Genomic DNA, 25,132 nt, shown 5'->3' with positions numbered 1-25,132 from the left:
GCCCGTACTGCGCCCTGCAGTGCGGGATGAATCTGACGCGCGCGCCGGGCGGGACCGTCCGGGTGAGCGAGCGCGCGGACTTCCCGGTGAACCGGGGCGCGCTGTGCGGCAAGGGGCGTACGGCACCGGCGGTGCTCGACCCCGCCGTGCGGCTGACCTCGCCGCTGACGCGGTCCCGCGAGACGGGCGCGCCGGTGCCCGCCGGCTGGGACGAGGCGCTGGACCGGATCGCCACCGCGATCCGCCCCGACACCGTGTTCATGCCGTTCCACTGGGCGGGCGAGGGCCGCGCGAACACCCTCACCCGTCCGGCCCTTGACCCGACGTCGCGGGTGCCGGAGTTCAAGGTGTGCGCGGTGCGGGTGGAGACGGTCCGGTTCTGAGCCCCCGTCCCGATCGGGCTGTCGCTCTCGCCTCACCCGTTCACCGCCGTGCGGCGCACCCATCGGGTTCTTTCCCCCGGCCGGGCCCGCGGCACGGCCGTGACCTGCCAGAACGGGTACGGACGGGGGTCCGGCCGGGGCCGGCCGGACCCCCGTTCACCTCATTTTTGACGCTCTCTCAGAGAGCGGGCCGCGCCCGCCGGCATTTACCTCGGACGAGTGGGGACGCGACTGACGGCGGCACACGAGGTTGCCGCGGGCGTGGCCCCTTCGTGAGCCCGAGGGAGCACCGATGCGAGATACCGCCCGGCGGCTGACCGGTCTGGCCGGCCCCGCGCTCGCCGTGGTCGCCGCGGGACTGCTCGTGGCGCCCGACGCGTCCCCCGAGGAGTCCGCCGCCCCCGCAGGACCCCCCTACGGCGCGTCGGCCGGGAGCTCGGCCGGGGACCTGGAACTGCACCCGGCCCTGGTCGTGGCCGGCGCGCAGGTGACGGTGAACACCGCGGCGTGCGGCGACGACGACACGGTCGCGGGCGACGCCACCGCCGTGGGCGCCGGCCGTTTCACGCTGGCGCCGGGCTCGGACGAGCCGGACTCGACCGGGCGGTTCCGGGTGCCGCCGGGCGCGCAGCCGGGCACGTACGAGATCGTCGCGACGTGCGACGCCGGCGGGCAGCGGGTGACCGGCGACCTGGTGGTCAGGCTGACGCCCGCGGCGCAGCCGGTGTATCCCCGGGGCACTGTGAAGACGGGGGTCGGCAGCGCCTTGGGCCCCGATCCCGTGCAGACCGCGGCCGGCGTGACGGCTCTCGCCGTCGCCGCCGCGGGCGGTACCTGGCTCCTGCATCGCCGGGCGAGAGGCGACGGGATCTGACGGGCGCCCTCCGCCGCCCGTCCGCCGTACCGCATGTCCCCTCCCCCTCCGGGTCCGACGCCCCTCGCGGCCCGGAGGGGGCGCGGGGCCGACTCCGAAGAGGTCAGTCCGCGATGCGCCGCATACGCCGCAGGTCCAGCCGGGTCGGGAGCCCGGGCAACACGGTCATAGCTTCGGTGAGCGTGTTCGCCCTGTGCTGCGGCCTGTGGCTGCTGGGCGAGGGGGCCGCGACGAACGTCCCGCCCCAGCCGTCCGCCGCCCAGGCGCACTCCGCGCCCGCCGGATACGACTCGGGACGCCCCTTCGGGCAGGCCGCCGCACTGCCGCCCTCCCCGCCCGACCGGATCCGCATCCCCGCGATCGGCGTGGACGCGCCCCTGACGGGCCTCGGCCTGACGAGCACCGGCAGCCTCGACGTACCGCCGCCCGAGCGGACGAACCTGGCCGGCTGGTACGAGGCCGGCACCACGCCCGGCGAGACGGGCACCGCGGTCGTCGCGGGCCATGTCGACAACGCCGACGGCCCCGCCGTCTTCTACTCCCTGGGCGCCCTGCGCAAGGGCGGCACCGTCGAGGTGGACCGGCGCGACGGCAGCACCGCCGTGTTCACCGTGCACGCCGTCGCGGTGTACGACGCCCGGGACTTCCCCGACGAGCAGGTGTACGGCGCGGCGAACCGCCCGGAGCTGCGGATCATCACCTGCGGCGGAGGCTACTCACGCACCACCGGCTACCGGGGCAACGTCGTCGTCTACGCCCACCTGACGAGCAGCCGCTGAGCCCGACGTTCCGCCGCACAGGGTTGGCCTGCTCCGCCTCCCGCCGACGGCAACCGGCACCGGCACCGGCACCGGCACCGGCACCGGCACCGGCAAGCGTGACACCGGCCCAGTCCGAACCTCGGTCAGCCGGCGGGAGCAGCCCCGTCGAGAAGCTCGGCCGGGAGGCCGGCCCTGGCCCCGATGACCTCGAATCCCAGCAGCCGGCCGGCCCCGTCCACGTCGAGGACGACTTCGGCCTCCGCCGCAAGCCCCTCGACGGGGACCTGGCGGACGGCGGCGCCGTCCGGGATGCGGGCGGCGAGGGAGACGTACGCGGTGTCGTTGTCCCGGTCGTATGCGATGTGCATGGTTTCCTCCGGGGGATCGAGGTCGGTCGCGGCCGACGGACACGGCGTTTTTGGCCCTGTTGGCCGGGCGAGGTGCCGGTCCTCAGGCCAGCCACTGTTCGTACGCCATGTTCGCCACCAGGGCGAAGACGACCGTCAGCAGGACGACGCGGACGAAGCCGCTGCCCTTCTTCAGGGCCGTGCGGGCGCCGAGGGTGCCGCCCGCCAGGTTGAACACGGCCATCAGGCCCGCCAGTTGCCACAGCACCGCGCCCTGCCAGGCGAACATCGCCAGCGCGCCGGCGTTGGTGCAGCAGTTGACGATCTTCGCGGTGGCGGACGCGGTGACGAGGTCGAGGTGGAGCAGGGCGGTGAGCGCCAGGACGAGGAACGTTCCGGTGCCGGGGCCGATGAGTCCGTCGTAGAAGCCGATGCCCAGGCCGCCGAACCCGATCGCGGCGAGGACGCGGCGGCGGGAGACCGGGCCGGGTTTCGGCGCGGTGCCGAAGCTTGGGCGCAGGATGACGAAGGCGGCGACGGCGAGCAGTACCACCATGATCACCGGTTTGAGGACCTCGGTGCTCATCCCGGCGGCGAGGAAGGCTCCGCCCGAGGATCCGGCGAGGGCGGCCAGCCCGATGCGTACGGCGGTCCGTACGTCGACGGGTGCTTTGCGGGCGTAGGTGATCGCCGCGCCGGTGGTGCCGACGATGGCGACCGCCTTGTTGGTGCCCAGGGCGTGGGCGGCGGGGGTGCCGGCGGGCAGGCCGAGCAGCAGCGCGGGCAGGAGCAGGAGTCCGCCACCACCGACCACGGCATCGATCCAGCCGGCGGCGAGCGCCGCGAGGCAGAGGAGAACGACCGTGGTCAGCGAGATGTCGGGCATGAGCGCGACCCTATGGAGCGGATAGTTGTGCCGTCCATCAAGATGAGCGTTTCCTGAGGTTGAGGCTCCTCACAGCGCCTCCTCGCACCCCTCCGCCGCGCGCCCCGAACCCTCACATCCGCCCCCCGCCCCCGCTGAGGGCAGCGTTCCGCGCGGGAAACAGAGGGGATGCCGCCGGGTAAAAGCAGCCTGACCTGACGGGACGGGCCCGGCGGGGCCCGGGGGCTCACCGGACGCCGGGCAGGTCGTACGTCACCCCCGTCAGCTCCTCCGAGGCCGCCCAGAGCCGCTCCCCCATCGCGTCGTCGAGGGTCCAGGGTGCCCGCCAGGACGGTGCGGGCGCCCCGCGCCACAGGGCGAAGGACGGGCCGATGAACGCGTCGGGGCGTACGCCGGGCCTGGTCGCGGCGTACAGCAGGGGCAACGCGCCGGCCTCGGCGGACTGGGCGACGATCCGGTTGCCGAGCCGCATCACCCGCTCGGCGATCCGGCGTCCCTCGGCCCTCGGCCCCGCGGTCTGGAGGTTGGTGGCCGCGTACCCGGGATGAGCGGCTGCCGCCACCACGTCGCTGCCGTACGCCGCCAGCCTGCGGGCCAGTTCGTGCGTGAAGAGCAGGTTGGCCGACTTGGAGCGGGCATAGGCGACCCAACGCCGGTAGCCGCGCTCGCTGTTGAGGTCGCGCGCATCGATGTTGGCCATCGCGTGGGTCATGCTGGACACGGTCACGATCCGCGCGCCCGGCGCCGCGAGCAGCGCGGGCAGCAGCAGTCCGGTGAGGGCGAAGTGCCCCAGGTGATTGACTCCGAACTGGGTCTCGAACCCGTCCGCGGTCGTCCCGTAGGGCAGCGCCATCACCCCGGCGTTGTTGAGCAGCAGATCGACCCGCTCGCCCGAAAGGGCGGTCGCGAACTCCCGCACGGAGGCCAGGTCCCCGAGGTCCAGTCGCCGCACCTCGGCCTCGGCGCCCGGTACCTCGCCGCGCAGCAGGTTCAGGGCGTCCCGGCCGCGCGCCTCACTCCGGCAGGCGAGCACCACCCGCGCCCCCGCACGGGCCAGTTCCCGCGCCGCGACATGACCGAGCCCGCTGTTGGCCCCGGTGACGACGGCCAGGCGCCCGCCCTGATCGGGAATGTCGTTCGCGTTCCATCCGGACATGGCCGGACTCCCTCCGCCGGCGTCGCACCTGTACGGCCCTCCGTGGTCACCCTACGAGAGCCGGGTACCCGCCGCGCGGCAGCCGGTCATCCCCCCGTACGACCACATTTATGGCATGTTCATTCCATACGCCTAGGTTCCCCACCGCACGCCCCCGTCACCGACCGGTGGCGGGACGGTTCACGGCACCTTTGGGAGCGACAGTGGAACGTCGTACCTTCCTTCGTGCGAGCGCCATGGGCGGCGCCGGCGCGGTCCTCGGTGGCGCACTCTGGCACAGCGCCGCGTACGCGGCACCCGCCCAGCCCGGCACGGGCCCGTACGGCGCGCTCGGCGCGGCGGACGCCAACGGGATCCGGCTGCCGGCCGGGTTCACCAGCAGAGTGATCGCCCGTTCCGGCCAGCAGGTCCCGGGCACGTCGTACACCTGGCACAACGCCCCTGACGGGGGCGCCTGTTACGCGGACGGCAGCGGCTGGATCTACGTCTCCAACTCGGAGATCAACCCCTCCGGCGGCGCGGGCGCGGTGCGTTTCTCGGCCACCGGCGCCGTCACGGGCGCGTACCGCATCCTGTCCGGCACCCGGCAGAACTGCGCGGGCGGCAGCACTCCGTGGAACACCTGGCTGTCCTGCGAGGAGGTGGACCGCGGCTACGTCTACGAGACCGACCCGTGGGGGACGAAGGCGGCGGTCCGCCGGGACGCGATGGGCCGCTTCAAGCACGAGGCGGCGGCCGCCGACCCGGTCCGCAAGGCCGTCTACCTGACCGAGGACGTCTCGGACGGCTGCTTCTACCGCTTCCGTCCCACGACGTGGGGCGACCTGTCCTCCGGCACCCTGGAGGTGCTGGTGGCGGGCAGCGGCACGAGCGGCCCGGTGAGCTGGGCGGCGGTCCCGGACCCGTCCGGGGCCACCGCGACCCGCAACCAGGTCTCCGGCGCCAAGCGCTTCAACGGCGGCGAGGGCTGCCACTACGCGAACAACACCTGCTGGTTCACCACCAAGGGCGACAACCGCGTCTGGCAGTACAACGCCTCCGCCCAGACCATCGAACTCGCCTACGACGACTCCCTGGTGACGGGCGGCTCGGCTCCCCTGACCGGCGTCGACAACGTCACCGGCTCCGCCTCAGGCGACCTCTTCGTGGCCGAGGACGGCGGAAACATGGAGATCTGCGTCATCACCCCCGACGACATCGTGGCCCCCTTCCTCCAGGTGAGCGGCCAGTCCGGCTCCGAGATCACCGGCCCGGCCTTCTCCCCCGACGGCACCCGCCTGTACTTCTCCAGCCAGCGCGGCACGAGCGGCAGTTCGTCGGGCGGCATCACGTACGAGGTGAAGGGCCCCTTCCGCACATAACGGCTCCCCGCCCTCCGCTCTCCGCTCATGCCGGTACACAGAACGCACCGACATGAGCGGAGAGCTACCGTCCGGTCACGTCACGTTCGCATCACAGGTCCACAAAACCCCCACACCCTCCCCCAGCCCCTCCCCTACCGTCAGCAGCTCACACCCGGCAGACCGTCCCGGACGGGGGCACGCTGCCGGATATCCGCACATACCTGGGGGCACCCCTGTGAACCTGTCCTACAAGTCCGCCGCCGTCACCGTCGCCGCACTCGCCCTGGCCACGCTGCCCGCCACTGCCTCCATGGCCCACGAAGGCAGCCACCCGTTCAAGAACTGCACCGAGGCGTACAGCAAGGGTTACAAGAACATCTCCTCGGGCGACGAGCACTACGGCAAGCACCTGGACCGCGACGGCGACGGCGTCGGCTGCGACAACGCACCCGCGGGCTTCGTCTCCGCCGACGACAAGGACACCGCCACGGACAGCGGCTCGGACGACGGCGCCACCGGCTCCGGCACCGGCTCCGACACCGAAACCGGCTCCGGCTCCGGCTCCGGCGAAAAGGCCGCCACCGAAAAGGGCAGCGGCACCGACCTCGCCGAGACCGGCGGCAACAGCGCCACCCCGTACATCGCGGCCGGCGGCGCGGCCGTCGTCCTGGCGGGCGGCGGTGTCCTGCTCGCAGCCCGCAGGCGCCGCAGCACCGACTGAGAATCTCCGACAGCCACGAAGTGGGCGACACCCGTACAAGGTGTCGCCCACTTCGGACACGGACCGGCGACACGCGACCTCATGACGCCGCGAGGCCGCAGGTGCGGCCATGTCAGAAAAAGTCGAGCTCAGCCGACTCGACGGCGCCCAGCATGCGGCACCTCCCGGTCTCTCCGTCGACGCACACGTAGCCCGCACCAACGGACATGTCACGAATGTCCCCGCTGCGGAGGTAGGCGACCGACTGGCAGTCGAAGTAGAAGTTACTGCCTACCCGGACGCTCTCTCCTTCGATGAGCGCGAAAGTCATGCCCTCATGACTGACTTCCTCAGTCCGTCCTCAGAAGTGAGAAGTTCCGCCATGGCCGGAGATGGGCATGCCCCCACTGGCCGTCCAGGAATCAGGGCCAAACCCACCATCCGCCGAGGGCGGCACCGTCGGCACTGAGGCCCAAGACAGAGCGAAGGCCGCCCGGGTGATCCGGACGGCCTTCGACTTGAGGTCTGAACCCTGGGGGTATGGCCTGCCCACTTTCGAGGGCTACCAGGGACGATTCCAGGGTCTTCGTCGCCCAGTGTACCTACGATTGCCCCACCATGCACAGCACGCCGCCCACCAGCATCAAGCCGCCCGACGACAAGGCCGTCGTCGAGCTGATCAGCCCCGACCGGCTGAACCCCTACCTGACCGCGTGCACCGGCGACACCGCCGCCGCTCTCGCGCTGTATCGGTGGAACAGCGACCTCGCCGCAGCGTTCTTCGAACCGCTGGGCCACCTGGAGATCATGCTGCGCAACGCGCTCGATGCCCGGCTCGTCGCCCGCCAGCAGCGCCGGGGCCGCACCGCAGAGTGGTATGTCGACACGGCGGTCCCGCTCAGCGGCAACGCCCGCAGCGACATCGCCCAGGCCCGGCAACGCGCTGGCAGGAACACCCCGGTCGTCCCACGCGGAAAGATCATCGCTGAGCTGAGCTTCGGCTTCTGGCGCTTCCTGTTGGCCCGCCAGTACCGGGCCAACCTCTGGCCCGACCTGGCCGGCGCCTTCCCCCACGCTCCCAACCGTGCCCTGCCCACGGTGGAAGACCCGGTCAAGCGGCTGCACAAGTTCCGCAACCGCATCGCCCACCATGAGGGCATCTGGCACCTGCCGCTCGAAGCCCGCCGGGACGACATCCAGACCGTGCTCGGCTTCATAGCGCCGGCCGCCGCGGCCTGGGTCGTCGACGCCTCCCGCATCAACGACGTCCTCGCCCGTCGGCCCTGACCCCGTGGCGGCACAACCACCGCCGCTCTCGTCACCGTCCTTGCCTGGTAACCGCACAGGCACAGCGGGTACTTCCTCGGGCCAGGCATCGTCTGGGCTCCTCTCATGAGACCCATCCGACCTGCTGTCAGACTTCCCCGCACCTCGGGGGAACCTCAGACCAGGAACGGTATCCGTGCTCTGGCGCCAACCAGCCGACGTTGAGCATCTCCTGGTTCGACTCGTCGTAGGAGTATCACGTCAGGTCGGGGTAATAGGTCATTTGTTGCTCCTCAGCCCGTCAGACCGAGACCCGCAGGGGACGGGCGTCCGCACGGCCGTAGGCGAGAACCTTCGCCAGGATCTCGCGGAATCGGGCAATGGCCTCGGCCGGTACGTCGAGGACAGCTTCGATCTCCGGGTCGTCCAGACCCAGGTCCAAAAGCGCGGCCGGGTCCAGAGATACACGGAGAACGTTGCCGATCAGCTCTGCCGCCCGCACGCATCCGTACGCGGTCCCCTGGTCCGCCGTGACCAGGCAGTGCGTATCGAAGCCGAGGGACACCTCCTGCTCATCGGGCTCGTCCCCGCCGCACTGGAACAACATGACGAAGCCGTCCAGATCTGCGATGCCGGCCTCGATGAAGTAGCCGTCGGGATCTGTCTCCGCGCCGACATCGCATGCGACGAAACGATAGGTCATGACGTCGTTTTAGCAGCCCTTCAACAGCGGCGGAGAACAGGGGCTACGGCACAGCGACTGCCGACCTGGGTGCGGCGGCCAGGCGCAGGCCGACTTCCACCAGGGTCCAGCCGAGGCGGGTGCGGAGGCGCTGGGGACGCCAGGGGCAACGGGTCGCTGCGGCGAGACGGTATGCGTCGGCTTCGGTACGGAGTTCGGCGGCGCGGATGCGGTGCAGGGCGAGGTGGGTCTCGGGGTGCATCGGGTCGTGGCCTTTCAGTCCGTGGTGAGGGGGAACGCGTGGGTGTGGATGCGTACCTGGGCGGCGTCGGCGTCGTCCTCGCCGGCGGCCCGGTCGCGGTAGGTGTCGACGAGCGCGTGCATCTTCTCGACGAGCTCCCGGGTCAGTTCGGGCGTCAGCCGCAGCGTCGCGCTGCTCATGTCCCAGGTGCGGTTCCACTCCTCCGGCCAGGTCAGGCGGTTGCCCAGCCAGGTCGAGAGGTCCCGGGTCTGGGTGGTCGCGACCTCGTGGAGGTACAGGTCGGCAGCCCCGCGTACCTCCGGGCTGGCGTCGGTGAGCAGTGCGTCGTCGAATCTCAGACCCTTGTGGACCGCCTTCCACCACCGCTCCCTGCCCTTGCCGCGCTCGGGGGCGTCCTCGATGAAGCCGTACGCGGCGAGCTGCCGCAGGTGGTAGCTGGTCGCACCGCTCGACTCGCCCAGTTTCGCGGCGAGCTGGGACGCGGTGGCCGGGCCGCCGAAGCGCAGGGCGTCCAGCAGCTGCATGCGCAGCGGGTGTGCGAGCCCGCGCAGGGAGCGGGCGTCGAGACTGCGGATCTGCGGGTCCTGGGGCTCACTCATGCCTACAAAGGTAGCGTTGCAAAGAAGTGATTGCAATGCTTTCTTTGCAAGTCGTTCGACAGCATGGGATCGGACGGCATGAGAAACGGCGGCACCCCCGCACGGGTGCCGCCGTTCTCTTTGTGGTCCGGAGCCGTTGCCGATCGGTGAGGGTGGTCGGGTGACAGGCAACGGCTCCGGGGCTTGACACGCCCCGGAGATCCGGGGCTCAGGGCTCAGCGGTGGTCGCTGCCCTTCGAGGTGACCGCCGCGCGGCCGGCCTCCAGGCGGGCGACCGGGATGCGGAACGGTGAGCAGGAGACGTAGTCCAGGCCCACCTCGTGGAAGAAGTGGACGGACTCCGGGTCGCCGCCGTGCTCGCCGCAGACGCCGAGCTTGAGGTCGGGGCGGGTCTCGCGGCCGGCCTTGGCGGCGAGCTTCACCAGGGAGCCGACACCGTCCCGGTCGATGGTCTCGAACGGGGAGACACCGAAGATGCCCTTCTCCAGGTACGCGGTGAAGAAGCTGGCCTCCACGTCGTCCCGGCTGAAGCCCCACACCGTCTGGGTGAGGTCGTTCGTGCCGAAGGAGAAGAACTCCGCGGCCTCCGCGATCTGGCCGGCGGTCAGCGCGGCTCGCGGCAGCTCGATCATCGTGCCGATGGCGAGCTTCAGCTTCGTGCCGGTGGCCTCCTCGACCTCCGCGATGACCCTGTCGGCCTCCTCGCGGACGATCTCCAGCTCCTGGACCGTGCCGACCAGCGGGATCATGATCTCGGCGCGCGGGTCGCCCTTGGCGCTCTTGCGCTCGGCCGCCGCCTCCGCGATGGCCCGTACCTGCATGGTGAACAGGCCGGGGATGACCAGACCGAGCCGGACGCCGCGCAGGCCCAGCATCGGGTTCTGCTCGTGCAGCCGGTGCACCGCCTGGAGGAGGCGCAGCTCGTTCTCGTGCGGCTCCTGACGGGACTCGGCGAGGGCCACGCGGACCGACAGTTCGGTGATGTCGGGCAGGAACTCGTGCAGCGGCGGGTCGAGGAGCCGGACGGTGACCGGGAGGCCGTCCATCCCCTCGAACAGCTCGACGAAGTCCTTCCTCTGCAGCGGCAGCAGCGCCTTGAGGGACTCCTCGCGCTCTTCCTGGGTGTCGGCCAGGATCAGCCGCTCCACCAGCTCGCGCCGGTCGCCGAGGAACATGTGCTCGGTGCGGCACAGGCCGATGCCCTGGGCGCCGAAGCGGCGGGCGCGCAGCGCGTCCTCGGCGTTGTCGGCGTTGGCGCGCACGCGCAGCCGGCGCTTGCGGTCGGCGAAGGCCATCATCCGGTGGACGGCCTCGACCAGCTCGTCGGCGTCGTCGGCACCGGGGTGCATCCGGCCCTCGAAGTACTCCACGACCGGGGAGGGCACGACCGGGACCTCGCCGAGGTAGACCTTGCCGGTCGAGCCGTCGATGGAGATCAGGTCGCCTTCCTCGACGACGTGCCCGCCGGGGACGGTCATCCGGCGGCGCTTGGTGTCGACCTCGAGCTCCTCGGCGCCGCACACACAGGTCTTGCCCATGCCGCGCGCGACGACGGCCGCGTGGGAGGTCTTGCCGCCGCGGGAGGTGAGGATGCCCTCGGCGGCGATCATGCCGTCCAGGTCGTCGGGGTTGGTCTCACGGCGGACCAGGATGACCTTCTCGCCGGAGCGGGACCACTTGACGGCCGTGTACGAGTCGAAGACCGCCTTGCCGACCGCCGCGCCCGGCGAGGCCGCGATGCCGCGCCCGACCCGCTCGACCTTCGCGTCCTCGTCGAAGCGCGGGAACATCAGCTGGGCGAGCTGCGCGCCGGTGACGCGGATGAGCGCCTCGGCCTCGTCGATCAGCCCCTGGTCGACGAGCTGGGTGGCGATACGGAAGGCCGCGCCCGCGGTGCGCTTGCCGACGCGGGTCTGGAGCATCCACAGCTGGCCGCGCTCGATGGTGAACTCGATGTCGCAGAGATCCCTGTAGTGGTTCTCCAGCGTCTCCATGATCTGCATCAGCTGGTCGTACGACTTCTTGTCGATCCGCTCCAGCTCCGCGAGCGGCACGGTGTTGCGGATGCCCGCCACCACGTCCTCGCCCTGGGCGTTCTCCAGGTAGTCGCCGTAGACGCCCTGGTGGCCGGAGGCGGGGTCGCGGGTGAAGGCGACGCCGGTGCCGCCGCCCCTGGAGGTCGCAGTCGGACCGAGGTTGCCGAAGACCATGGAGCAGACGTTGACGGCCGTGCCCAGGTCGTGCGGGATGCGCTCCTGGCGGCGGTAGAGCTTGGCCCGGTCGGTGTTCCAGGAGTCGAAGACCGCGTGGATGGCGAGGTCCATCTGCTCGCGCGGGTCCTGCGGGAAGTCCCGGCCGGCCTCGGTCTTGACGATCTTCTTGAACTTGGTGACCAGCTTCTTGAGGTCGGCGGCCTCCAGCTCGGTGTCGACCGTGACCTTCTTGGCCGCCTTCGCCGCGTCCAGCGCGTCCTCGAACAGTTCGCCGTCGACGCCGAGGACGGTCTTGCCGAACATCTGGATGAGACGCCGGTAGGAGTCCCAGGCGAAGCGGTCGTCGCCGGCCTGCTTCGCCAGTCCCTGCACGGACTTGTCGGAGAGGCCGATGTTGAGGACGGTGTCCATCATGCCCGGCATGGAGAACTTGGCTCCGGAGCGGACCGACACCAGGAGCGGGTCATCGGGCTGGCCGAGCTTCTTGCCCATCGTCGCTTCGAGGGCGTCGAGGTGCGCACTCACCTCGTCACGCAGTGCCGCAGGCTCCGCGCCGCTCTCCAGGTAGACCTTGCAGGCCTCTGTGGTGATGGTGAAGCCGGGAGGGACGGGAAGACCCAGATTGGTCATCTCGGCGAGGTTCGCACCTTTGCCACCGAGGAGGTCCTTGAGGTCCTTGTTGCCCTCGGTGAAGTCGTAGACGAACTTCACGCTCTCAACGCTGTGACCCTGCTGGCCTACGTGGGGATCTTTGTTTTCCGACACGGGTCTCGACTCCTCGAGGACGCGGTGGCTGCCCTGACGGGCAGGAACATACCCAGATCAAAGGCATCTGGGTACGTCCACACGTGCGTCATGCGCCTGTGACCACTCCGCCGCCACGGGATCGAAAGTCAAAGCTTGGCAAGCTCTCACAGCCGCATGTGTTCACTTCTTGAAGGCACCAGCTCCGGATTGAGCACTCCGACCGCTCATTTGAGCGACAATCAGCACGTTTGATTTCGCTCGATGAACGATCAAAGGGTGGCACCGAGTGCCGCCCTTTGAGAAGTGCAGCCGCTCGCGATCCGCTCATCTGAGCATGACGCTTATCAGGGGTGGCGAGAATCACGCTGCCACAGTCGCCGGGATTTCACCATGCGGACGTACCCCGTACGACTCCCCCGACGGCCGCGCGGGCGGTTGTGCAGGCACCTCACCGGCGCTCCACGGACGGCATGCCCGGCCTTTGCCCCCTGTTTGCCGAACGTACCTCCGCCGCGCTGAACGCGCCGGTCGGCGCACCCGTACGGAACTACGGCGGATCCGGACCCCCACGCCGGGTCCGCCACCTCACCGGGTTTTGCACGGAAGGACCTCCGGGTGCCTGTCTTCACACGCCTGCGCCGACCGACACGCACGACCGAACCGACACGGACCACCGAACCGACACGGACGGCCGAGGAGGGCCGAGAGGGGGAAGGCCACTCGGAGGAAGAGAAGCAGCGGGACGGGACCTCGGAGGCACCAGCGGCGCCGGATCCCGCGCCCGGCGACTCCCCCCGCGACTCCACCCCGGGCTCCCCCGGCGCCCTCCCCCTTGTCTTCCGCGCCCTCCGCGCCCGCCACGCCCGCCTGCGGACCGAGCACCCCCGTGCCACGCGCGCCGCCCGCTGGACGCTGCACGGCCTCGCCGCCGCGCTGATCGTCGGCGCGCTCCTGCTGCCGAACACCGCCGGCGCCCTGCGCCCCGACCGGTTCACCCGGATTCCGGCCGAGGCGATCATCGGCGCGGTGCTGCTGCTCGCCCTGCCGCGCCGCCCGCGGATCGTCGTGGCCGCGCTGTACGGGGCCGGTATCGCCGTACTGACCGTGCTGAACGTGCTGGACATCGGCTTCAACGAATATCTGGGCCGGGGCTTCAACGTGGTGCTCGACTGGGGGCTGCTCGACGACGCCCAGCACTACGTCGAGGACTCGATGGGCGGCGCCACCGCCACCGCCGCCGCCGTCGGCGCGGTCGTCCTCGCCCTGCTCCTGGTGGTCGTGATGGCGCTCGCCGCGGTCCGGCTGAGCGACCTGCTGGCCCGGCACCGCACGCGGGCCACCCGGGGCGCGTTGATCGCGGGCACCGTGTGGATCACCTGTAGCGCCCTCGGCCTGCAGATATCCGGCGTGCCGGTCGCCTCCGACCGGGCGGCGGCCGCGCTGAAGGTGCAGGGCAAGCGGGTGCGGGACACGCTGCGCGACGAGGCGGCGTTCGAGAAGGTGGCGCGCACGGACCCGTTCGCGGGCACTCCGTCCGACCAGCTCCTGCCCGACCTGCGCGGCAAGGACGTCCTCATCACGTTCATCGAGAGCTACGGCCGGACCGCCCTGGAGGACCCGGTGATCGCCCCCGGCGTCACCGGCACCCTGGACACCGGCACCGAGTCGCTCGCGAAGGCGGGGTTCGCGGCGCGCAGCGGCTGGCTGACGTCGGCGACGTTCGGCGGCAGTAGCTGGCTCGGCCACTCGACGGCGCTGTCCGGCCTGTGGATCGACAACCAGCAGCGCTACCGCACCGCCACCGCGAGCGACCGCCTCACGCTCACCAAGGCGTTCGGGAAGTCGGGCGGCTGGGACACCGTCGGCGTCGTGCCGGGCGTCCAGAAGGGCTGGCCCGAGGCGAAGTGGTTCGGCCTCGACAAGGTCTACAACGCCTTCCGGCTGGGCTACCAGGGCCCGAAGTTCAGCTGGTCGACGATGCCCGACCAGTACACGCTCGAGGCTTTCCAACGCCTGGAGCACAGCAAGAAGCGCGACGGGAACAAGAACCTGATGGCGGAGATCATCCTGACCTCCAGCCACCAGCCCTGGGCGCCCCTTCCCGAAATGGTCGGCTGGGACGAACTCGGCGACGGCTCCGTCTTCGGTCCCGTCCAGAAGGCGGGCAAGCAGCCCGGCGACATCATCGCGGACACCACCAAGTCCCGTCGGGAGTACGGCAAGTCGGTCGAGTACTCGGTGACCGCCCTCACCCAGTGGCTGGAGCGCTACGGCACGGACGACACCGTCCTCGTCTTCCTCGGCGACCACCAGCCCATCGCCCGGGTCAGCGGCCTGCGGGCGAGCCGGGACGTGCCGGTGACGATCGTCGCCAGGGACCCGAAGGTGCTGGACAAGGTCGCCGACTGGAACTGGACGGAGGGACTCAGGCCGGACCGGGACGCCCCCGTGTGGCGCATGGACGCCTTCCGGAACCGCTTCCTGAAGGCCTACGGCTCCGTCCCGCACCCCGCCGGAGGCTGAACCGGCGCCGCCCCTGCCCCTGTCCCTGTCCCGCCCCTGTCCCGAATCGACCCGGCTCAGCCGCCGGACGTGTCGAGTTCGGCGTCCTCGCCGACGCCCGCGCACTCGTAGGGGTCCTTCAGCCAGCCGTCCGGCAGCGCCACCCGGTTGTTGCCGGACGTACGGCCGCGGGGGCCGTCCGCCCCGGCCGGCCAGGGCTGGTCCAGGTCCAGCTCGTCCAGCCCGGCCCGCAGTGCCTCGAGGGACGAGGTGATCGCGAGCCGCCTGCGCATCTCGGAGCCGACCGCGAAGCCCTTCAGGTACCAGGCGACGTGCTTGCGGAAGTCGATCACCCCGCGGGCCTCGTCACCGATCCACTCGCCGAGCAGGGTGGCGTGCCGGACCATGACGTCGGCGACCTCGCGCAGCGAGGGCCGGCGGAAGTCGTCCCGGCCCTCGAAGGACGCGACCAGGTCGGCGAACAGCCACGGCCGCCCCAGGCAGCCGCGCCCCACCACGACCCCGTCGCAGCCCGTCTCGCGCACCATCCGCAGCGCGTCGTCGGCGGACCAGATGTCGCCGTTGCCGAGTACGGGGATCTCCGGCACATGCTCCTTCAGCCGGGCGATGGCGTCCCAGTCGGCGGTGCCGCCGTAGTGCTGGGCGGTGGTGCGGCCGTGCAGGGCGACGGCGCTCACGCCCTCTTCCACGGCGATGCGGCCGGCGTCCAGATAGGTCAGGTGGTCGTCGTCGATGCCCTTGCGCATCTTGATCGTGACCGGCAGGTCCCCGGCACCGGCGACCGCCTCGCGCAGGATGGAGCGCAGCAGGTTCCGCTTGTAGGGCAGGGCCGAGCCGCCGCCCTTGCGGGTCACCTTCGGCACCGGGCAGCCGAAGTTGAGGTCGATGTGGTCGGCGAGGTCCTCCTCGACGATCATGCGGACCGCCTTGCCGACGGTCGCCGGGTCCACGCCGTACAGCTGGATCGAGCGCGGCGTCTCGCTCGCGTCGAACCTGATCAGCTGCATGGTCTTCTCGTTGCGTTCGACCAGCGCCCGGGTGGTGATCATCTCGCTGACGAACAGCCCCTTGCCGCCGCTGAACTCTCTGCAGAGCGTGCGGAAGGGCGCGTTGGTGATCCCGGCCATGGGGGCCAGCACGACGGGCGGCCGCACCGCGTACGGGCCGATCGTCAGGTCGCGCGAGTCCGGGGCCGGGTGCGGGGTGGAGGGGGGCGTGGACATTCCCCCATTGTCCCGCATGCCAAGGGTGCATCGGTCATTAGTTAGCCGCACTATTGAACCGCGCGTACGATGGCACCCATGTCCGAGCTCAGCCCGCGCCGCCGTCTCCTCGTACTCGCGATCTGCTGCATGAGCCTGCTCCTCGTGAGCCTGGACAACACGGTCCTGAACGTCGCCCTGCCGTCGCTCCAGAAGGACCTGGACGCAAGCACCTCGGGCCTGCAGTGGACCATCGACGCGTACACCCTCGTCCTGGCGTCGCTGCTGATGCTCGCCGGCTCCACGGCCGACCGGATCGGCCGCAGACGGGTCTTCACGGCGGGCCTGGTCGTCTTCACCCTCGGCTCACTGCTGTGCTCGCTCGCGCCGAACCTGGACGCGCTGGTCGCCTTCCGCATGGTGCAGGCGGTGGGCGGTTCGATGCTCAACCCGGTCGCCATGTCGATCATCACCAACACCTTCACCGACCCGCGCGAACGCGCCCGCGCGATCGGCGCGTGGGGCGCGGTCGTCGGCCTGTCGATGGCGGCGGGGCCCCTCGTCGGGGGTCTGCTGGTGGACTCCGTCGGCTGGCGCTCCATCTTCTGGATCAACCTGCCGGTGGGCCTCGCCGCCCTCGTCCTCACCCTGCGCTTCGTCCCGGAGTCCCGGGCTCCCCAGGCCCGCCGCACCGACCCGGTGGGCCAGCTGCTGGTCATCGCCCTGTTCGGCTCACTGACGTACGCGATCATCGAGGCACCGCACGCGCCGCTCTCCACCACGGTTCCCTTCGGCGCCCTCGCGCTCGCCTCCCTGATCGCCCTGATCCGCTACGAGTCCCGGCGCCACGAACCCCTCATCGACCTGCGTTTCTTCCGCTCGGCACCATTCAGTGGAGCCACGGTGATCGCGGTGAGCGCGTTCGCCGCGCTCGGCGGCTTCCTGTTCCTGTCGACGCTCTATCTGCAGAACGTACGGGGCCTGAGCGCCCTGGAGGCCGGGCTGTGGATGCTTCCCATGGCCCTCCCGACGTTCCTGTGCGCGCCGCTCTCCGGCCGGCTGGTCGGCAGCCGGGGGCCCCGGCTGCCGCTGCTGATCGCGGGCTGCGCGATGACGGCGGCCGGGCTCCTCTTCGCCCTCTTCGAGGCCGAGACGTCCAACGCCACGCTGGTCGTCGGGTACGTCCTGTTCGGTGTCGGCTTCGGCTTCGTGAACGCGCCCATCACCAACACCGCCGTCTCCGGCATGCCCCGCGCCCAGGCCGGGGTGGCCTCGGCGGTGGCCTCCACCAGCCGGCAGCTGGGCCAGGCGCTCGGCGTCGCGGTGATCGGCGCGGTGCTGGCGGCCGGGGTGGGCTCCTCCTCGTACGCGGACGGCTTCGTGGCGGCCTCGCGGCCCGGCTGGTGGATCATCGCCGCGTGCGGGCTCGCGGTGCTGGTGGTGGGTGCGGCGACCTCGGGCCGCTGGGCCCGCGCGACCGCGCGGCGGACGGCCGAGCGGCTGGAGTCGCAGGAGATCCGCGAGGCGGCCGGAGTGGACGCCTGAGCACGCGTCTCCACCTCTGGTCACGCGCCTCCACGTCTTGATCGCCCGCTTCACATGGATCGCCCGCCTCCACCCGGACCACGTGCCTCCCCCCGGATCGCGCGCCCTCACACGTCACCCGGCGCGATCTCCCGGGCAGACCGGGTCTCCGCCGAATTCGTCTGCGAAGGAGCCCTGTTGATGTTCGTCCTGCGACACACTCCTTGTCGTCCCTGATCGGGGGCAACGGGTACGGCGACAACCGACCACAGATGCCGGAGGCTTCATGCCGCAGATCGACACGAGCAAAGTCAGCCGCTGGGACCAGCACGGCCGGGAGCACGTCGTACGGGTCCGGCGCACCGGTGTGCAGCGCACGATCAGCTGCGAGACCTGCGACTGGCGTCAACGCGCCCAGTTCCTGCCCTGGCTGAAGGCGCAGGAACATCTGGTGGAGGCCCACCAGGCGACGGTGGACCCCACGGAGAGATGAGCCCGCCCCGGACGGCGCGGGAGGCGCTGTCCGGGGCGGGCTCGACACAGTCGGCGGTGCTACGGCGTCAGCAGCCGACCAGTCGGCTCGCCAGGTAGCCCTCGATCTGGTCGAGGGAGACCCGCTCCTGCTTCATGGTGTCGCGCTCGCGCACCGTCACCGCGTTGTCCTCGAGCGTGTCGAAGTCGACCGTGACGCAGAACGGCGTACCGATCTCGTCCTGGCGGCGGTAGCGGCGGCCGATCGCACCGGCGTCGTCGAACTCGATGTTCCAGTTCTGCCGCAGCGCCTGGGCGAGGCCCTTGGCCTTCGGCGACAGCTCCGGGTTGCGGGAGAGCGGGAGCACCGCGACCTTCACCGGGGCCAGGCGCGGGTCGAGGCGCAGCACCGTGCGCTTCTCCAGCTTGCCCTTGGCGTTGGGCGCCTCGTCCTCGACGTAGGCGTCGATCAGGAAGGCGAGCATCGCCCGGCCGAGACCGGCCGCCGGCTCGATGACGTACGGCGTCCAGCGCTCGCCGGCCTCCTGGTCGAAGTAGGAGAGGTCCTGGCCGGAGGCCTTGGAGTGGGCGCCGAGGTCGTAGTCGGTGCGGTTGGCGACGCCCTCGAGCTCGCCCCACTCACTGCCGCCGAACTGGAAGCGGTACTCGATGTCGGCGGTGCGCTTGGAGTAGTGGGAGAGCTTCTCCTTCGGGTGGTCGTACCACCGCATGTTCTCCTCGCGCATGCCGAGGCCGGTGTACCAGTTCCAGCGCTGCTCCATCCAGTATTCCTGCCACGTCTCGTCCTCGCCCGGCTTGACGAAGAACTCCATCTCCATCTGCTCGAACTCGCGGGTGCGGAAGATGAAGTTGCCGGGCGTGATCTCGTTGCGGAAGGACTTGCCGATCTGGGCGATGCCGAACGGCGGCTTGCGGCGCGAAGTGGTCTGCACCTGGGCGAAGTTGGTGAAGATGCCCTGGGCGGTCTCGGGGCGCAGGTAGGCGACGGAGCCGGAGTCCTGCGTCGGGCCGAGGTGGGTGGAGAGCAGGCCCGAGAACTGCTTGGGCTCGGTGAACTGGCCCTTGTTGCCGCAGTTGGGGCAGTTGATGTCGGCGAGGCCGTTCTCCGGGGCGCGGCCCTTCTTCTCCTCGTACGCCTCTTCCAGGTGGTCCGCGCGGAACCGCTTGTGACAGGCGGTGCATTCGGTGAGCGGGTCCGAGAAGGTGGCGACGTGACCGGAGGCGACCCACACCTCGGGGGCCAGGATCACCGACGAGTCGATACCCACGACGTCCTCACGCGACGTCACCATGTAGCGCCACCACTGGCGCTTGAGGTTCTCCTTGAGCTCGACACCCAACGGCCCGTAGTCCCAGGCGGCACGCTGGCCGCCGTAGATCTCACTGCAGGGGAATACGAAGCCTCGGCGCTTGCTCAGGCTGACGATGGTGTCGATCTTGTCGGCGGCCACGGTGCTCTCTTCATTACGACGACGGGCGACGAAGCGAGATTGCTTCCAGCGAAGCACTCAGGCTACCGGCGGGCCCTGCCCCCCGACCAATTCGGGGCCCGCGTCAGGGGCCCCCGGGCCCCTCACCCACCTTGTTGACAACGGTTTCCATATTTGTTGAAAATGGGAGTCATGAACATACGGCGACGTCTCATACCCACGGCAGCGGTGACCGCGGTCACCGCGATCGCCATGGGCACCCTGTCCGCCTGCTCCTCCGACAGCACCGCCGCGGGCAACACCGGGAAGTTCGACGTCGTCGCCTCCTTCTACCCGATGGCGTTCCTGGCCGAGCAGATCGGCGGCGACCATGTGAACGTCACCAGCCTGACCCAGCCCGGCCAGGAGCCGCACGACCTGGAGATCAGCGCCAAGCAGACCGTGCAGCTCGAGAAGACCGACGCGGCGCTCTACCTCAAGGGCCTGCAGCCCAGCGTCGACGAGGCCATCGGTCAGTCCGGGGTGAGGACGAAGATCGACGCGGCCACCCTGACCACCCTGGAGACGCACGGCGCCGAGGACGAGCACGGTCACGGGGACAAGGGCGGGCACGGGGACAAGGGCGGGCACGCGGGCCACAGCCACGAGACCCAGGGCGGCAAGGACCCCCACGTCTGGCTCGACCCGGTCAAGTACGCCGAGGTCGCCGAGGGCGTCGGCAAGGCCTTCGAGAAGGCCGACCCCGACCACGCCGTCGACTACCGGAAGAACACCGAGACCCTGGTCGGCAAGCTGAACGCGCTGGACACCACGTTCGAGACGGGCCTGAAGGACCGGAAGACCGACGTCTTCATCACCACCCACGCCTCCTTCGGCTACTTCGCCGAGCGCTACGGCCTGACCGAGGAGGCCATCAACGGCCTCGACCCCGAGTCCGAGCCCAGCGCGGCCCGCGTGAAGAAGCTCGCCGAGACGGCCAAGGCCGACGGCGTGACCACCATCTTCTACGAGACACTGGTGAGCGACGACACCGCGAAGACGGTCGCGGGCGACGCCGGACTGAAGACGGACGTCCTCGACCCGCTCGAGGGCATCACCGACACCTCCCGCGGCGACGACTACTTCGAGGTCATGGAGTCCAACCTGAAGGCCCTGCAGACGGCTCTGGGAGCCGCATGACCGGCCCGGACGACCGACCGACCCACCGGAGGGCGACAGCATGACGACGAAGACCGAACCCGTCATATCGACGCCGAAGACCGAGCCCGTCATATCCCTGCGCGGCGTCCACGCCGAGCTGGGCTCGCGCCCCGTCCTGCGCGGCATCGACCTCACCGTGCACCGCGGCGAGGTCGTCGCCCTGCTCGGCGCCAACGGCTCCGGCAAGTCGACGACCGTGCGCAGCGTCATCGGCCAGGTACCGGCCGGCGCCGGCGAGATCGAACTGTTCGGCACCCCGCGGCGGCGGTTCCGCGACTGGGCGCGCGTGGGGTACGTCCCGCAGCGCACCACGGCCGCGGGCGGCGTGCCCGCCACGCTGACCGAGGTGGTCTCCTCCGGCCGGCTCTCCCGCACCCGCTTCGGCGTGTTCCGCAAGGCCGACCGCGAGGCCGTACGGCACGCGCTGGACCTCGTCGGCATGGCGGACCGGGCGAAGGACTCCGTGGACGCGCTCTCCGGCGGCCAGCACCAGCGGGTGCTGATCGCCCGCGCGCTCGCCGCCGAACCCGAGCTGCTGATCCTGGACGAGCCGATGGCGGGCGTCGACCTGGCCAGCCAGGAGGTGCTCGCGGAGATACTGCGCCACCAGGTCGACCGGGGCACCACCGTCCTGCTCGTCCTGCACGAGCTGGGCCCGCTGGAGCCCCTGATCGACCGGGCGGTCGTCCTGCGCGACGGCTGCGTGATGCACGACGGCCCGCCCCCGAAGGCGGTCGGCCAGCACGCTCCCCCAAGCGCTCAACTTCGTTCGTGCAGGGGGTGCCCCCATCCCGGCCACGACCACGTGCACCCGCACGCACCGGCGGGCGCCGAACCGATCCGCACGGGACTGCTGAGCTGATTGCTGATGGACCTCCTGAACTACGCCTTCATGCAGCGGGCACTGCTGGCGGCCGTCCTGGTCGGCATCACCGCCCCCGCGGTCGGCATCTACCTCGTCCAGCGCCGCCAGGCCCTCATGGGCGACGGCATCGGGCACGTCGCGATGACCGGCGTCGGCCTCGGCTTCCTGCTCTCCTGGTCGCCGGTGTGGATGGCGACCCTGGTCTCCGTCGTCGGCGCCGTCCTGATGGAACTGATCCGCTGGTACGGCAAGGCCCGCGGTGACATCGCCCTCGCGATGCTGTTCTACGGCGGTATGGCGGGCGGCGTGATGTTCATCAACCTCGCCCCGACCGGCTCCAACGCGAACCTCACCTCGTACCTGTTCGGCTCCCTGTCGACGGTCTCCGAGTCCGACGTGACGGCCATCTGTCTGCTGGCCGCGTTCGTGGTGCTGGTCACCATCGGTCTGCGCCGCCAGCTGTTCGCGGTCAGCCAGGACGAGGAATTCGCGCGGGTCACGGGCCTGCCGGTGCGGTTCCTGAACCTGCTCACCGCGGTCACCGCGGCGGTCACCGTCACCGTCGCGATGCGCGTGGTCGGCCTGCTGCTGGTGAGCGCGCTCATGGTCGTGCCCGTCGCCGCCGCCCAGGCACTCAGCCGCAGCTTCGCCGCCACCTTCGCCATCGCCGTCGCGATCGGCGTGAGCGTGACCATCGGCGGCACGGTCACCTCCTACTACCAGGACGTGCCGCCCGGGGCGACGATCGTGCTGCTGACGATCGCCGCGTTCATCGCGCTGACCGTACTGGCCACCCCGCTGGCCCGCCGCCGCGCCCGTGCGCCGGCCGCCGCGCGGCCCGCGCCGGATCCGGCCGAGTGCGCCGTCCCGACCGGGCGGAAACCGCCCGGTCAGGTCGGCTTCTGACTCCCCTCCGCCCGGCCTGGCACAATGGCCGCGGCAGGGCAGAGGCAGACCTGAGGAGGAAACCGGTGACCACCGCTGGACCGCCCGTGAAGGGCCGCGCCACCAGGCAGCGGGCCGCTGTGGCGGCTGCGCTCCAGAACGTCGACGAGTTCCGCAGTGCGCAGGAGCTGCACGACATGCTCAAGCACAAGGGCGACTCGGTCGGGCTCACCACGGTCTACCGCACCCTGCAGTCCCTCGCCGACGCCGGCGAGGTCGATGTACTGCGCACCGCCGAGGGCGAGTCCGTCTACCGCCGCTGCTCCACCGGGGACCATCACCACCACCTGGTCTGCCGCAGCTGCGGCAAGGCGGTCGAGGTCGAGGGCCCGGCCGTGGAGACCTGGGCGGAGGCCATCGCCGCCGAGCACGGCTACGTCAACGTGGCCCACACCGTGGAGATCTTCGGTACCTGCGCGGAGTGCGCGGCGGCCTGCGACGGCTGAGGACCCGTACGTACAGGGCGAAGGGCGCGGAGATGATCTCCGCGCCCTTCACCGTGTCCACGCCTGCCCCTACTGCTCCTGCTTGCCCTCCATGGCGAGCAGTTCCTCGTTCGGGATCGCGCCGCCGAAGCGACGGTCGCGGGAGGCGAACTCCAGACACGCGCGCCACAGGTCCCGGCGGTCGAAGTCCGGCCACAGGACGTCCTGGAAGACCATCTCGGCGTAGGCGCTCTGCCACAGCAGGTAGTTGGACATACGCTGCTCGCCGCTCGGCCGCAGGAACAGGTCCACGTCCGGCATGTCCGGGTAGTACAGGTAGTTCTGCAGGGTCTTCTCGGTGATCCTGCCCGGCTCGAGTCGCCCCGCCTTCACGTCCTCGGCCATGGCCTGTGCCGCGTCGGCGATCTCGGCGCGGCCGCCGTAGTTCATGCAGAAGTACAGGGTGAGCCGGTCGTTGTCCTTGGTCTGCTCCTGCGCGATCTGGAGCTCCTTGGCGACCGACTTCCACAGCTTGGGCATCCGGCCCACCCAGCGCACCCGCACACCCAGCTCGTCGAGCTCGTCCCGGGACTTGCGGATGAAGTCGCGGTTGAAGTTCATCAGGAAGCGCACCTCGTCCGGCGAGCGCTTCCAGTTCTCGGTGGAGAAGGCGTAAAGCGAGATGGCGCCGACGCCCATCTCGATCCCGCCCTGGAGCACGTCCAGCACGCGCTCGGCGCCGACCTTGTGCCCCTCGGTGCGCGGCAGACCCCGCTCCTTGGCCCAGCGACCGTTGCCGTCCATCACGATCGCCACGTGCTTGGGCACCAGCTCGCTGGGGAACCTCGGGGGCCGTGCGCCGGAGGGGTGCGGTACCGGCGTCTTGTACTCCCGGCGCTGACGCCCCAGGAACCCGCGTACGGCCATGTGCTTCTCGTCTCCTCGTACTGACGTGTCGTGCTTACTTCTCGACGTACCGCAGGGAGCGCAGCCCGCGCTCCAGGTGCCAGTGGAGGTACGCGGACACCAGCCCGCTCCCCTCCCGGACGTACCGCGCCTCGGACGCGTCCGCCGTCTCCCAGTCTCCCGTGAGCAGCGCGCCGAGCAGTTCCAGCGCCTGCGGCGAGGGTACGACGCTGCCGGGCACCCGGCAGTCGGCGCAGACGGAGCCGCCGGACGCGACCGAGAAGAACCGGTTCGGTCCGGGCATCCCGCACTTCGCGCAGTCGCCGAAGCTGGGGGCGTAGCCGTTGACGGCGAGGGAGCGCAGCAGGAACGCGTCGAGGACGAGATGCGGTGTGTGCTCGCCGCGGGCGAGGGTCCGCAGGGCGCCGACGAGCAGCAGATACTGCTGGACGGCCGGCTCGCCCTCCTGGTCGGTGAACCGCTCGGCGGTCTCCAGCATGGCCGTTCCGGCGGTGTAGCGGGCGTAGTCGGTGACGATCCCGCCGCCGTACGGCGCGATGGTCTCGCTCTGCGTGCACAGCGGGAGGCCGCGCCCGATCAGTTCGCTCCCCTTGGAGAAGAACTGCACGTCCACATGGGAGAACGGTTCGAGGCGCGCACCGAACTTGGACTTCGTCCGGCGCACGCCCCTCGCCACGGCACGTACGCGTCCGTGACCGCGGGTGAGCAGAGTGATGATCCGGTCCGCTTCACCCAGCTTCTGGGTGCGCAGCACGATGCCGTCGTCGCGGAACAGACTCATGCCTCCATTCTCACGTACCCGCGGGGCTCCCCTGCCACGCGGTCGGGACCTGGACTTCGCGGGTCGCCGTTTCGGTTCTGTGGCCGACGGGTTTGCCCGATGCCGGTGTCGCGGTCAGGGCGGGGACGCCGGTCAGCAGCGTGTACCAGCTGCCGACAGCGGCCTCGGCGTCCAGCATGTCCCGGCCGAGATGCCAGGCCAGGGTGGGGGTGCCCTGTTCGTTCCCGGTGGTGGTCCAGCGCAGGCAGACATGATGCGGCGCTTGGTGGCGGTCACGCCGATCCGCGTGACGGTCTTCTCGCGGATCACGCAGCGACGTCCGCCGGCCACCGCGGTGAGTTTGTCTAGATCCGCGGCCGCCCCCCGGCCGGACGCCTGTCCCGGGCCGCCTGTCGGCCTGCGTCGTTCGCGGCGGAGTGGACCAGGATCTGCAGGTCATGGCCGCCGTGCGCCTCGATCTTGCCGGGCATGTGCTGCGCGTCCCGATCGCAACGGTGTCCGACATCAGGGACGTGCTCCAGCCCTGGTACGTCGTCACGGCATACACCGCCACCTCCTCCACCCAGCCGTCCGCCTTCCTCGGAAGTCGGCTGTCCGTC

Annotated in this window: 27 protein-coding genes and 1 pseudogene; 14 read left to right on the top strand and 14 right to left on the bottom strand. The window is 70.6% G+C overall.

From position 1 onward, the window contains the following. Positions 1-26: 26 nt before the first annotated feature. From ACFPZI_RS36070 to ACFPZI_RS36055, 4 genes and pseudogenes are all read left to right on the top strand, one after another. A pseudogene (locus tag ACFPZI_RS36070) lies at positions 27-233 on the top strand (hypothetical protein); the annotation flags it as partial. Positions 234-260: 27 nt separating this feature from the next. Further along, positions 261-383 carry a molybdopterin dinucleotide binding domain-containing protein gene (locus tag ACFPZI_RS36065; protein WP_381371404.1) on the top strand — a complete coding sequence of 41 codons (123 nt, stop codon included), beginning with the start codon at positions 261-263 and terminating at the stop codon, positions 381-383. Between the two features lie 292 nt (positions 384-675). Further along, a complete protein-coding gene (locus tag ACFPZI_RS36060) occupies positions 676-1,257 on the top strand; it encodes a hypothetical protein (protein ID WP_381371377.1) in 582 nt (193 codons plus the stop codon). Between the two features lie 113 nt (positions 1,258-1,370). Then, positions 1,371-2,036, top strand: a complete 666-nt coding sequence (locus ACFPZI_RS36055) for a class F sortase (RefSeq protein WP_381371376.1) — start codon at positions 1,371-1,373, stop codon at positions 2,034-2,036. Between the two features lie 125 nt (positions 2,037-2,161). Here ACFPZI_RS36055 and ACFPZI_RS36050 read toward each other — a convergent pair whose 3' ends face one another. The 3 genes from ACFPZI_RS36050 to ACFPZI_RS36040 all read right to left on the bottom strand — a co-directional run bounded on the left by ACFPZI_RS36050 (position 2,162) and on the right by ACFPZI_RS36040 (position 4,407). After that, the gene (locus ACFPZI_RS36050) at positions 2,162-2,386 is read right to left on the bottom strand and encodes a DUF2283 domain-containing protein (RefSeq protein WP_381371375.1); all 225 of its coding nucleotides are present in this window, start codon (positions 2,384-2,386) and stop codon (positions 2,162-2,164) included. An 82-nt stretch (positions 2,387-2,468) separates the two neighbouring features. Further along, complete coding sequence (locus tag ACFPZI_RS36045) at positions 2,469-3,251, bottom strand: sulfite exporter TauE/SafE family protein (protein ID WP_381371374.1); 783 nt, start codon at positions 3,249-3,251, stop codon at positions 2,469-2,471. 226 nt (positions 3,252-3,477) lie between these two features. Continuing rightward, positions 3,478-4,407 (bottom strand): oxidoreductase, encoded by a 930-nt coding sequence (locus tag ACFPZI_RS36040; RefSeq protein ID WP_381371373.1) that lies wholly within the window; start codon positions 4,405-4,407, stop codon positions 3,478-3,480. A 203-nt stretch (positions 4,408-4,610) separates the two neighbouring features. Here ACFPZI_RS36040 and ACFPZI_RS36035 point away from each other — a divergent pair, with 203 nt between their 5' ends. Further along, positions 4,611-5,768: an alkaline phosphatase PhoX gene (locus ACFPZI_RS36035; protein ID WP_381371372.1), complete on the top strand. Its 1,158-nt coding sequence runs from the start codon at positions 4,611-4,613 to the stop codon at positions 5,766-5,768. 217 nt (positions 5,769-5,985) lie between these two features. Further along, positions 5,986-6,471, top strand: a complete 486-nt coding sequence (locus tag ACFPZI_RS36030; protein ID WP_381371371.1) for an excalibur calcium-binding domain-containing protein — start codon at positions 5,986-5,988, stop codon at positions 6,469-6,471. Positions 6,472-6,583: 112 nt separating this feature from the next. Here the strand turns inward: ACFPZI_RS36030 and ACFPZI_RS36025 are convergent, their stop codons facing one another. Beyond that, entirely contained in the window at positions 6,584-6,781 is a 198-nt protein-coding gene (locus ACFPZI_RS36025) for a hypothetical protein (protein WP_381371370.1), read from the bottom strand. A gap of 287 nt (positions 6,782-7,068) precedes the next feature. Here ACFPZI_RS36025 and ACFPZI_RS36020 point away from each other — a divergent pair, with 287 nt between their 5' ends. After that, the gene (locus tag ACFPZI_RS36020; RefSeq protein ID WP_381371369.1) at positions 7,069-7,737 is read left to right on the top strand and encodes a hypothetical protein; all 669 of its coding nucleotides are present in this window, start codon (positions 7,069-7,071) and stop codon (positions 7,735-7,737) included. Between the two features lie 280 nt (positions 7,738-8,017). Here the strand turns inward: ACFPZI_RS36020 and ACFPZI_RS36015 are convergent, their stop codons facing one another. The 4 genes from ACFPZI_RS36015 to ppdK form a co-directional block, all read right to left on the bottom strand. Then, positions 8,018-8,419, bottom strand: a complete 402-nt coding sequence (locus ACFPZI_RS36015) for an Imm10 family immunity protein (protein ID WP_381371368.1) — start codon at positions 8,417-8,419, stop codon at positions 8,018-8,020. A 43-nt stretch (positions 8,420-8,462) separates the two neighbouring features. Beyond that, positions 8,463-8,660 carry a hypothetical protein gene (locus ACFPZI_RS36010; protein ID WP_381371367.1) on the bottom strand — a complete coding sequence of 66 codons (198 nt, stop codon included), beginning with the start codon at positions 8,658-8,660 and terminating at the stop codon, positions 8,463-8,465. 14 nt (positions 8,661-8,674) lie between these two features. After that, entirely contained in the window at positions 8,675-9,259 is a 585-nt protein-coding gene (locus ACFPZI_RS36005) for an ArsR/SmtB family transcription factor (RefSeq protein ID WP_381371366.1), read from the bottom strand. A gap of 215 nt (positions 9,260-9,474) precedes the next feature. Then, positions 9,475-12,237, bottom strand: coding sequence for a pyruvate, phosphate dikinase (gene ppdK, locus ACFPZI_RS36000; protein WP_381371365.1), 2,763 nt, complete (start codon positions 12,235-12,237; stop codon positions 9,475-9,477). A 597-nt stretch (positions 12,238-12,834) separates the two neighbouring features. On the opposite strand from ppdK, the gene ACFPZI_RS35995 reads away from it, so the two are divergent. Next, a complete protein-coding gene (locus tag ACFPZI_RS35995; RefSeq protein WP_381371364.1) occupies positions 12,835-14,742 on the top strand; it encodes an alkaline phosphatase family protein in 1,908 nt (635 codons plus the stop codon). A gap of 56 nt (positions 14,743-14,798) precedes the next feature. Here ACFPZI_RS35995 and dusB read toward each other — a convergent pair whose 3' ends face one another. After that, the gene (gene dusB / locus ACFPZI_RS35990) at positions 14,799-15,983 is read right to left on the bottom strand and encodes a tRNA dihydrouridine synthase DusB (RefSeq protein ID WP_381371363.1); all 1,185 of its coding nucleotides are present in this window, start codon (positions 15,981-15,983) and stop codon (positions 14,799-14,801) included. 60 nt (positions 15,984-16,043) lie between these two features. Between dusB and ACFPZI_RS35985 the strand changes: the two genes are divergently transcribed. Together ACFPZI_RS35985 and ACFPZI_RS35980 are read left to right on the top strand one after the other, a co-directional pair. Then, complete coding sequence (locus ACFPZI_RS35985; RefSeq protein WP_381371362.1) at positions 16,044-17,489, top strand: MFS transporter; 1,446 nt, start codon at positions 16,044-16,046, stop codon at positions 17,487-17,489. A 265-nt stretch (positions 17,490-17,754) separates the two neighbouring features. Beyond that, positions 17,755-17,961, top strand: a complete 207-nt coding sequence (locus tag ACFPZI_RS35980) for a hypothetical protein (protein ID WP_381371361.1) — start codon at positions 17,755-17,757, stop codon at positions 17,959-17,961. A 67-nt stretch (positions 17,962-18,028) separates the two neighbouring features. Here ACFPZI_RS35980 and ACFPZI_RS35975 read toward each other — a convergent pair whose 3' ends face one another. After that, positions 18,029-19,411, bottom strand: coding sequence for a glycine--tRNA ligase (locus ACFPZI_RS35975; RefSeq protein ID WP_381371360.1), 1,383 nt, complete (start codon positions 19,409-19,411; stop codon positions 18,029-18,031). A 171-nt stretch (positions 19,412-19,582) separates the two neighbouring features. Between ACFPZI_RS35975 and ACFPZI_RS35970 the strand changes: the two genes are divergently transcribed. The 4 genes from ACFPZI_RS35970 (at position 19,583) to ACFPZI_RS35955 (ending at position 22,846) form a co-directional block, all read left to right on the top strand. Next, positions 19,583-20,569, top strand: coding sequence for a metal ABC transporter substrate-binding protein (locus tag ACFPZI_RS35970; protein ID WP_381371359.1), 987 nt, complete (start codon positions 19,583-19,585; stop codon positions 20,567-20,569). 40 nt (positions 20,570-20,609) lie between these two features. After that, positions 20,610-21,452, top strand: a complete 843-nt coding sequence (locus tag ACFPZI_RS35965; RefSeq protein WP_381371358.1) for a metal ABC transporter ATP-binding protein — start codon at positions 20,610-20,612, stop codon at positions 21,450-21,452. Positions 21,453-21,458: 6 nt separating this feature from the next. Beyond that, positions 21,459-22,361, top strand: a complete 903-nt coding sequence (locus tag ACFPZI_RS35960) for a metal ABC transporter permease (protein WP_381371357.1) — start codon at positions 21,459-21,461, stop codon at positions 22,359-22,361. Positions 22,362-22,426: 65 nt separating this feature from the next. Further along, positions 22,427-22,846: a Fur family transcriptional regulator gene (locus ACFPZI_RS35955; RefSeq protein WP_381371356.1), complete on the top strand. Its 420-nt coding sequence runs from the start codon at positions 22,427-22,429 to the stop codon at positions 22,844-22,846. Between the two features lie 69 nt (positions 22,847-22,915). Here the strand turns inward: ACFPZI_RS35955 and ACFPZI_RS35950 are convergent, their stop codons facing one another. The 4 genes from ACFPZI_RS35950 to ACFPZI_RS35935 form a co-directional block, all read right to left on the bottom strand. Continuing rightward, a complete protein-coding gene (locus tag ACFPZI_RS35950; RefSeq protein ID WP_381371355.1) occupies positions 22,916-23,752 on the bottom strand; it encodes an isoprenyl transferase in 837 nt (278 codons plus the stop codon). Between the two features lie 34 nt (positions 23,753-23,786). After that, complete coding sequence (gene recO / locus ACFPZI_RS35945; RefSeq protein ID WP_381214321.1) at positions 23,787-24,533, bottom strand: DNA repair protein RecO; 747 nt, start codon at positions 24,531-24,533, stop codon at positions 23,787-23,789. Positions 24,534-24,543: 10 nt separating this feature from the next. Then, positions 24,544-24,711: a hypothetical protein gene (locus tag ACFPZI_RS35940; protein ID WP_381371354.1), complete on the bottom strand. Its 168-nt coding sequence runs from the start codon at positions 24,709-24,711 to the stop codon at positions 24,544-24,546. A 166-nt stretch (positions 24,712-24,877) separates the two neighbouring features. Next, complete coding sequence (locus ACFPZI_RS35935) at positions 24,878-25,003, bottom strand: hypothetical protein (RefSeq protein WP_381371353.1); 126 nt, start codon at positions 25,001-25,003, stop codon at positions 24,878-24,880. Positions 25,004-25,132 lie beyond the last annotated feature (129 nt).

Origin of the sequence: Streptomyces chlorus (assembly GCF_042655885.1) — a bacterium.
Lineage (GTDB): Bacteria > Actinomycetota > Actinomycetes > Streptomycetales > Streptomycetaceae > Streptomyces > Streptomyces chlorus.
This window is presented reverse-complemented; position numbering and strand designations above follow the sequence as displayed.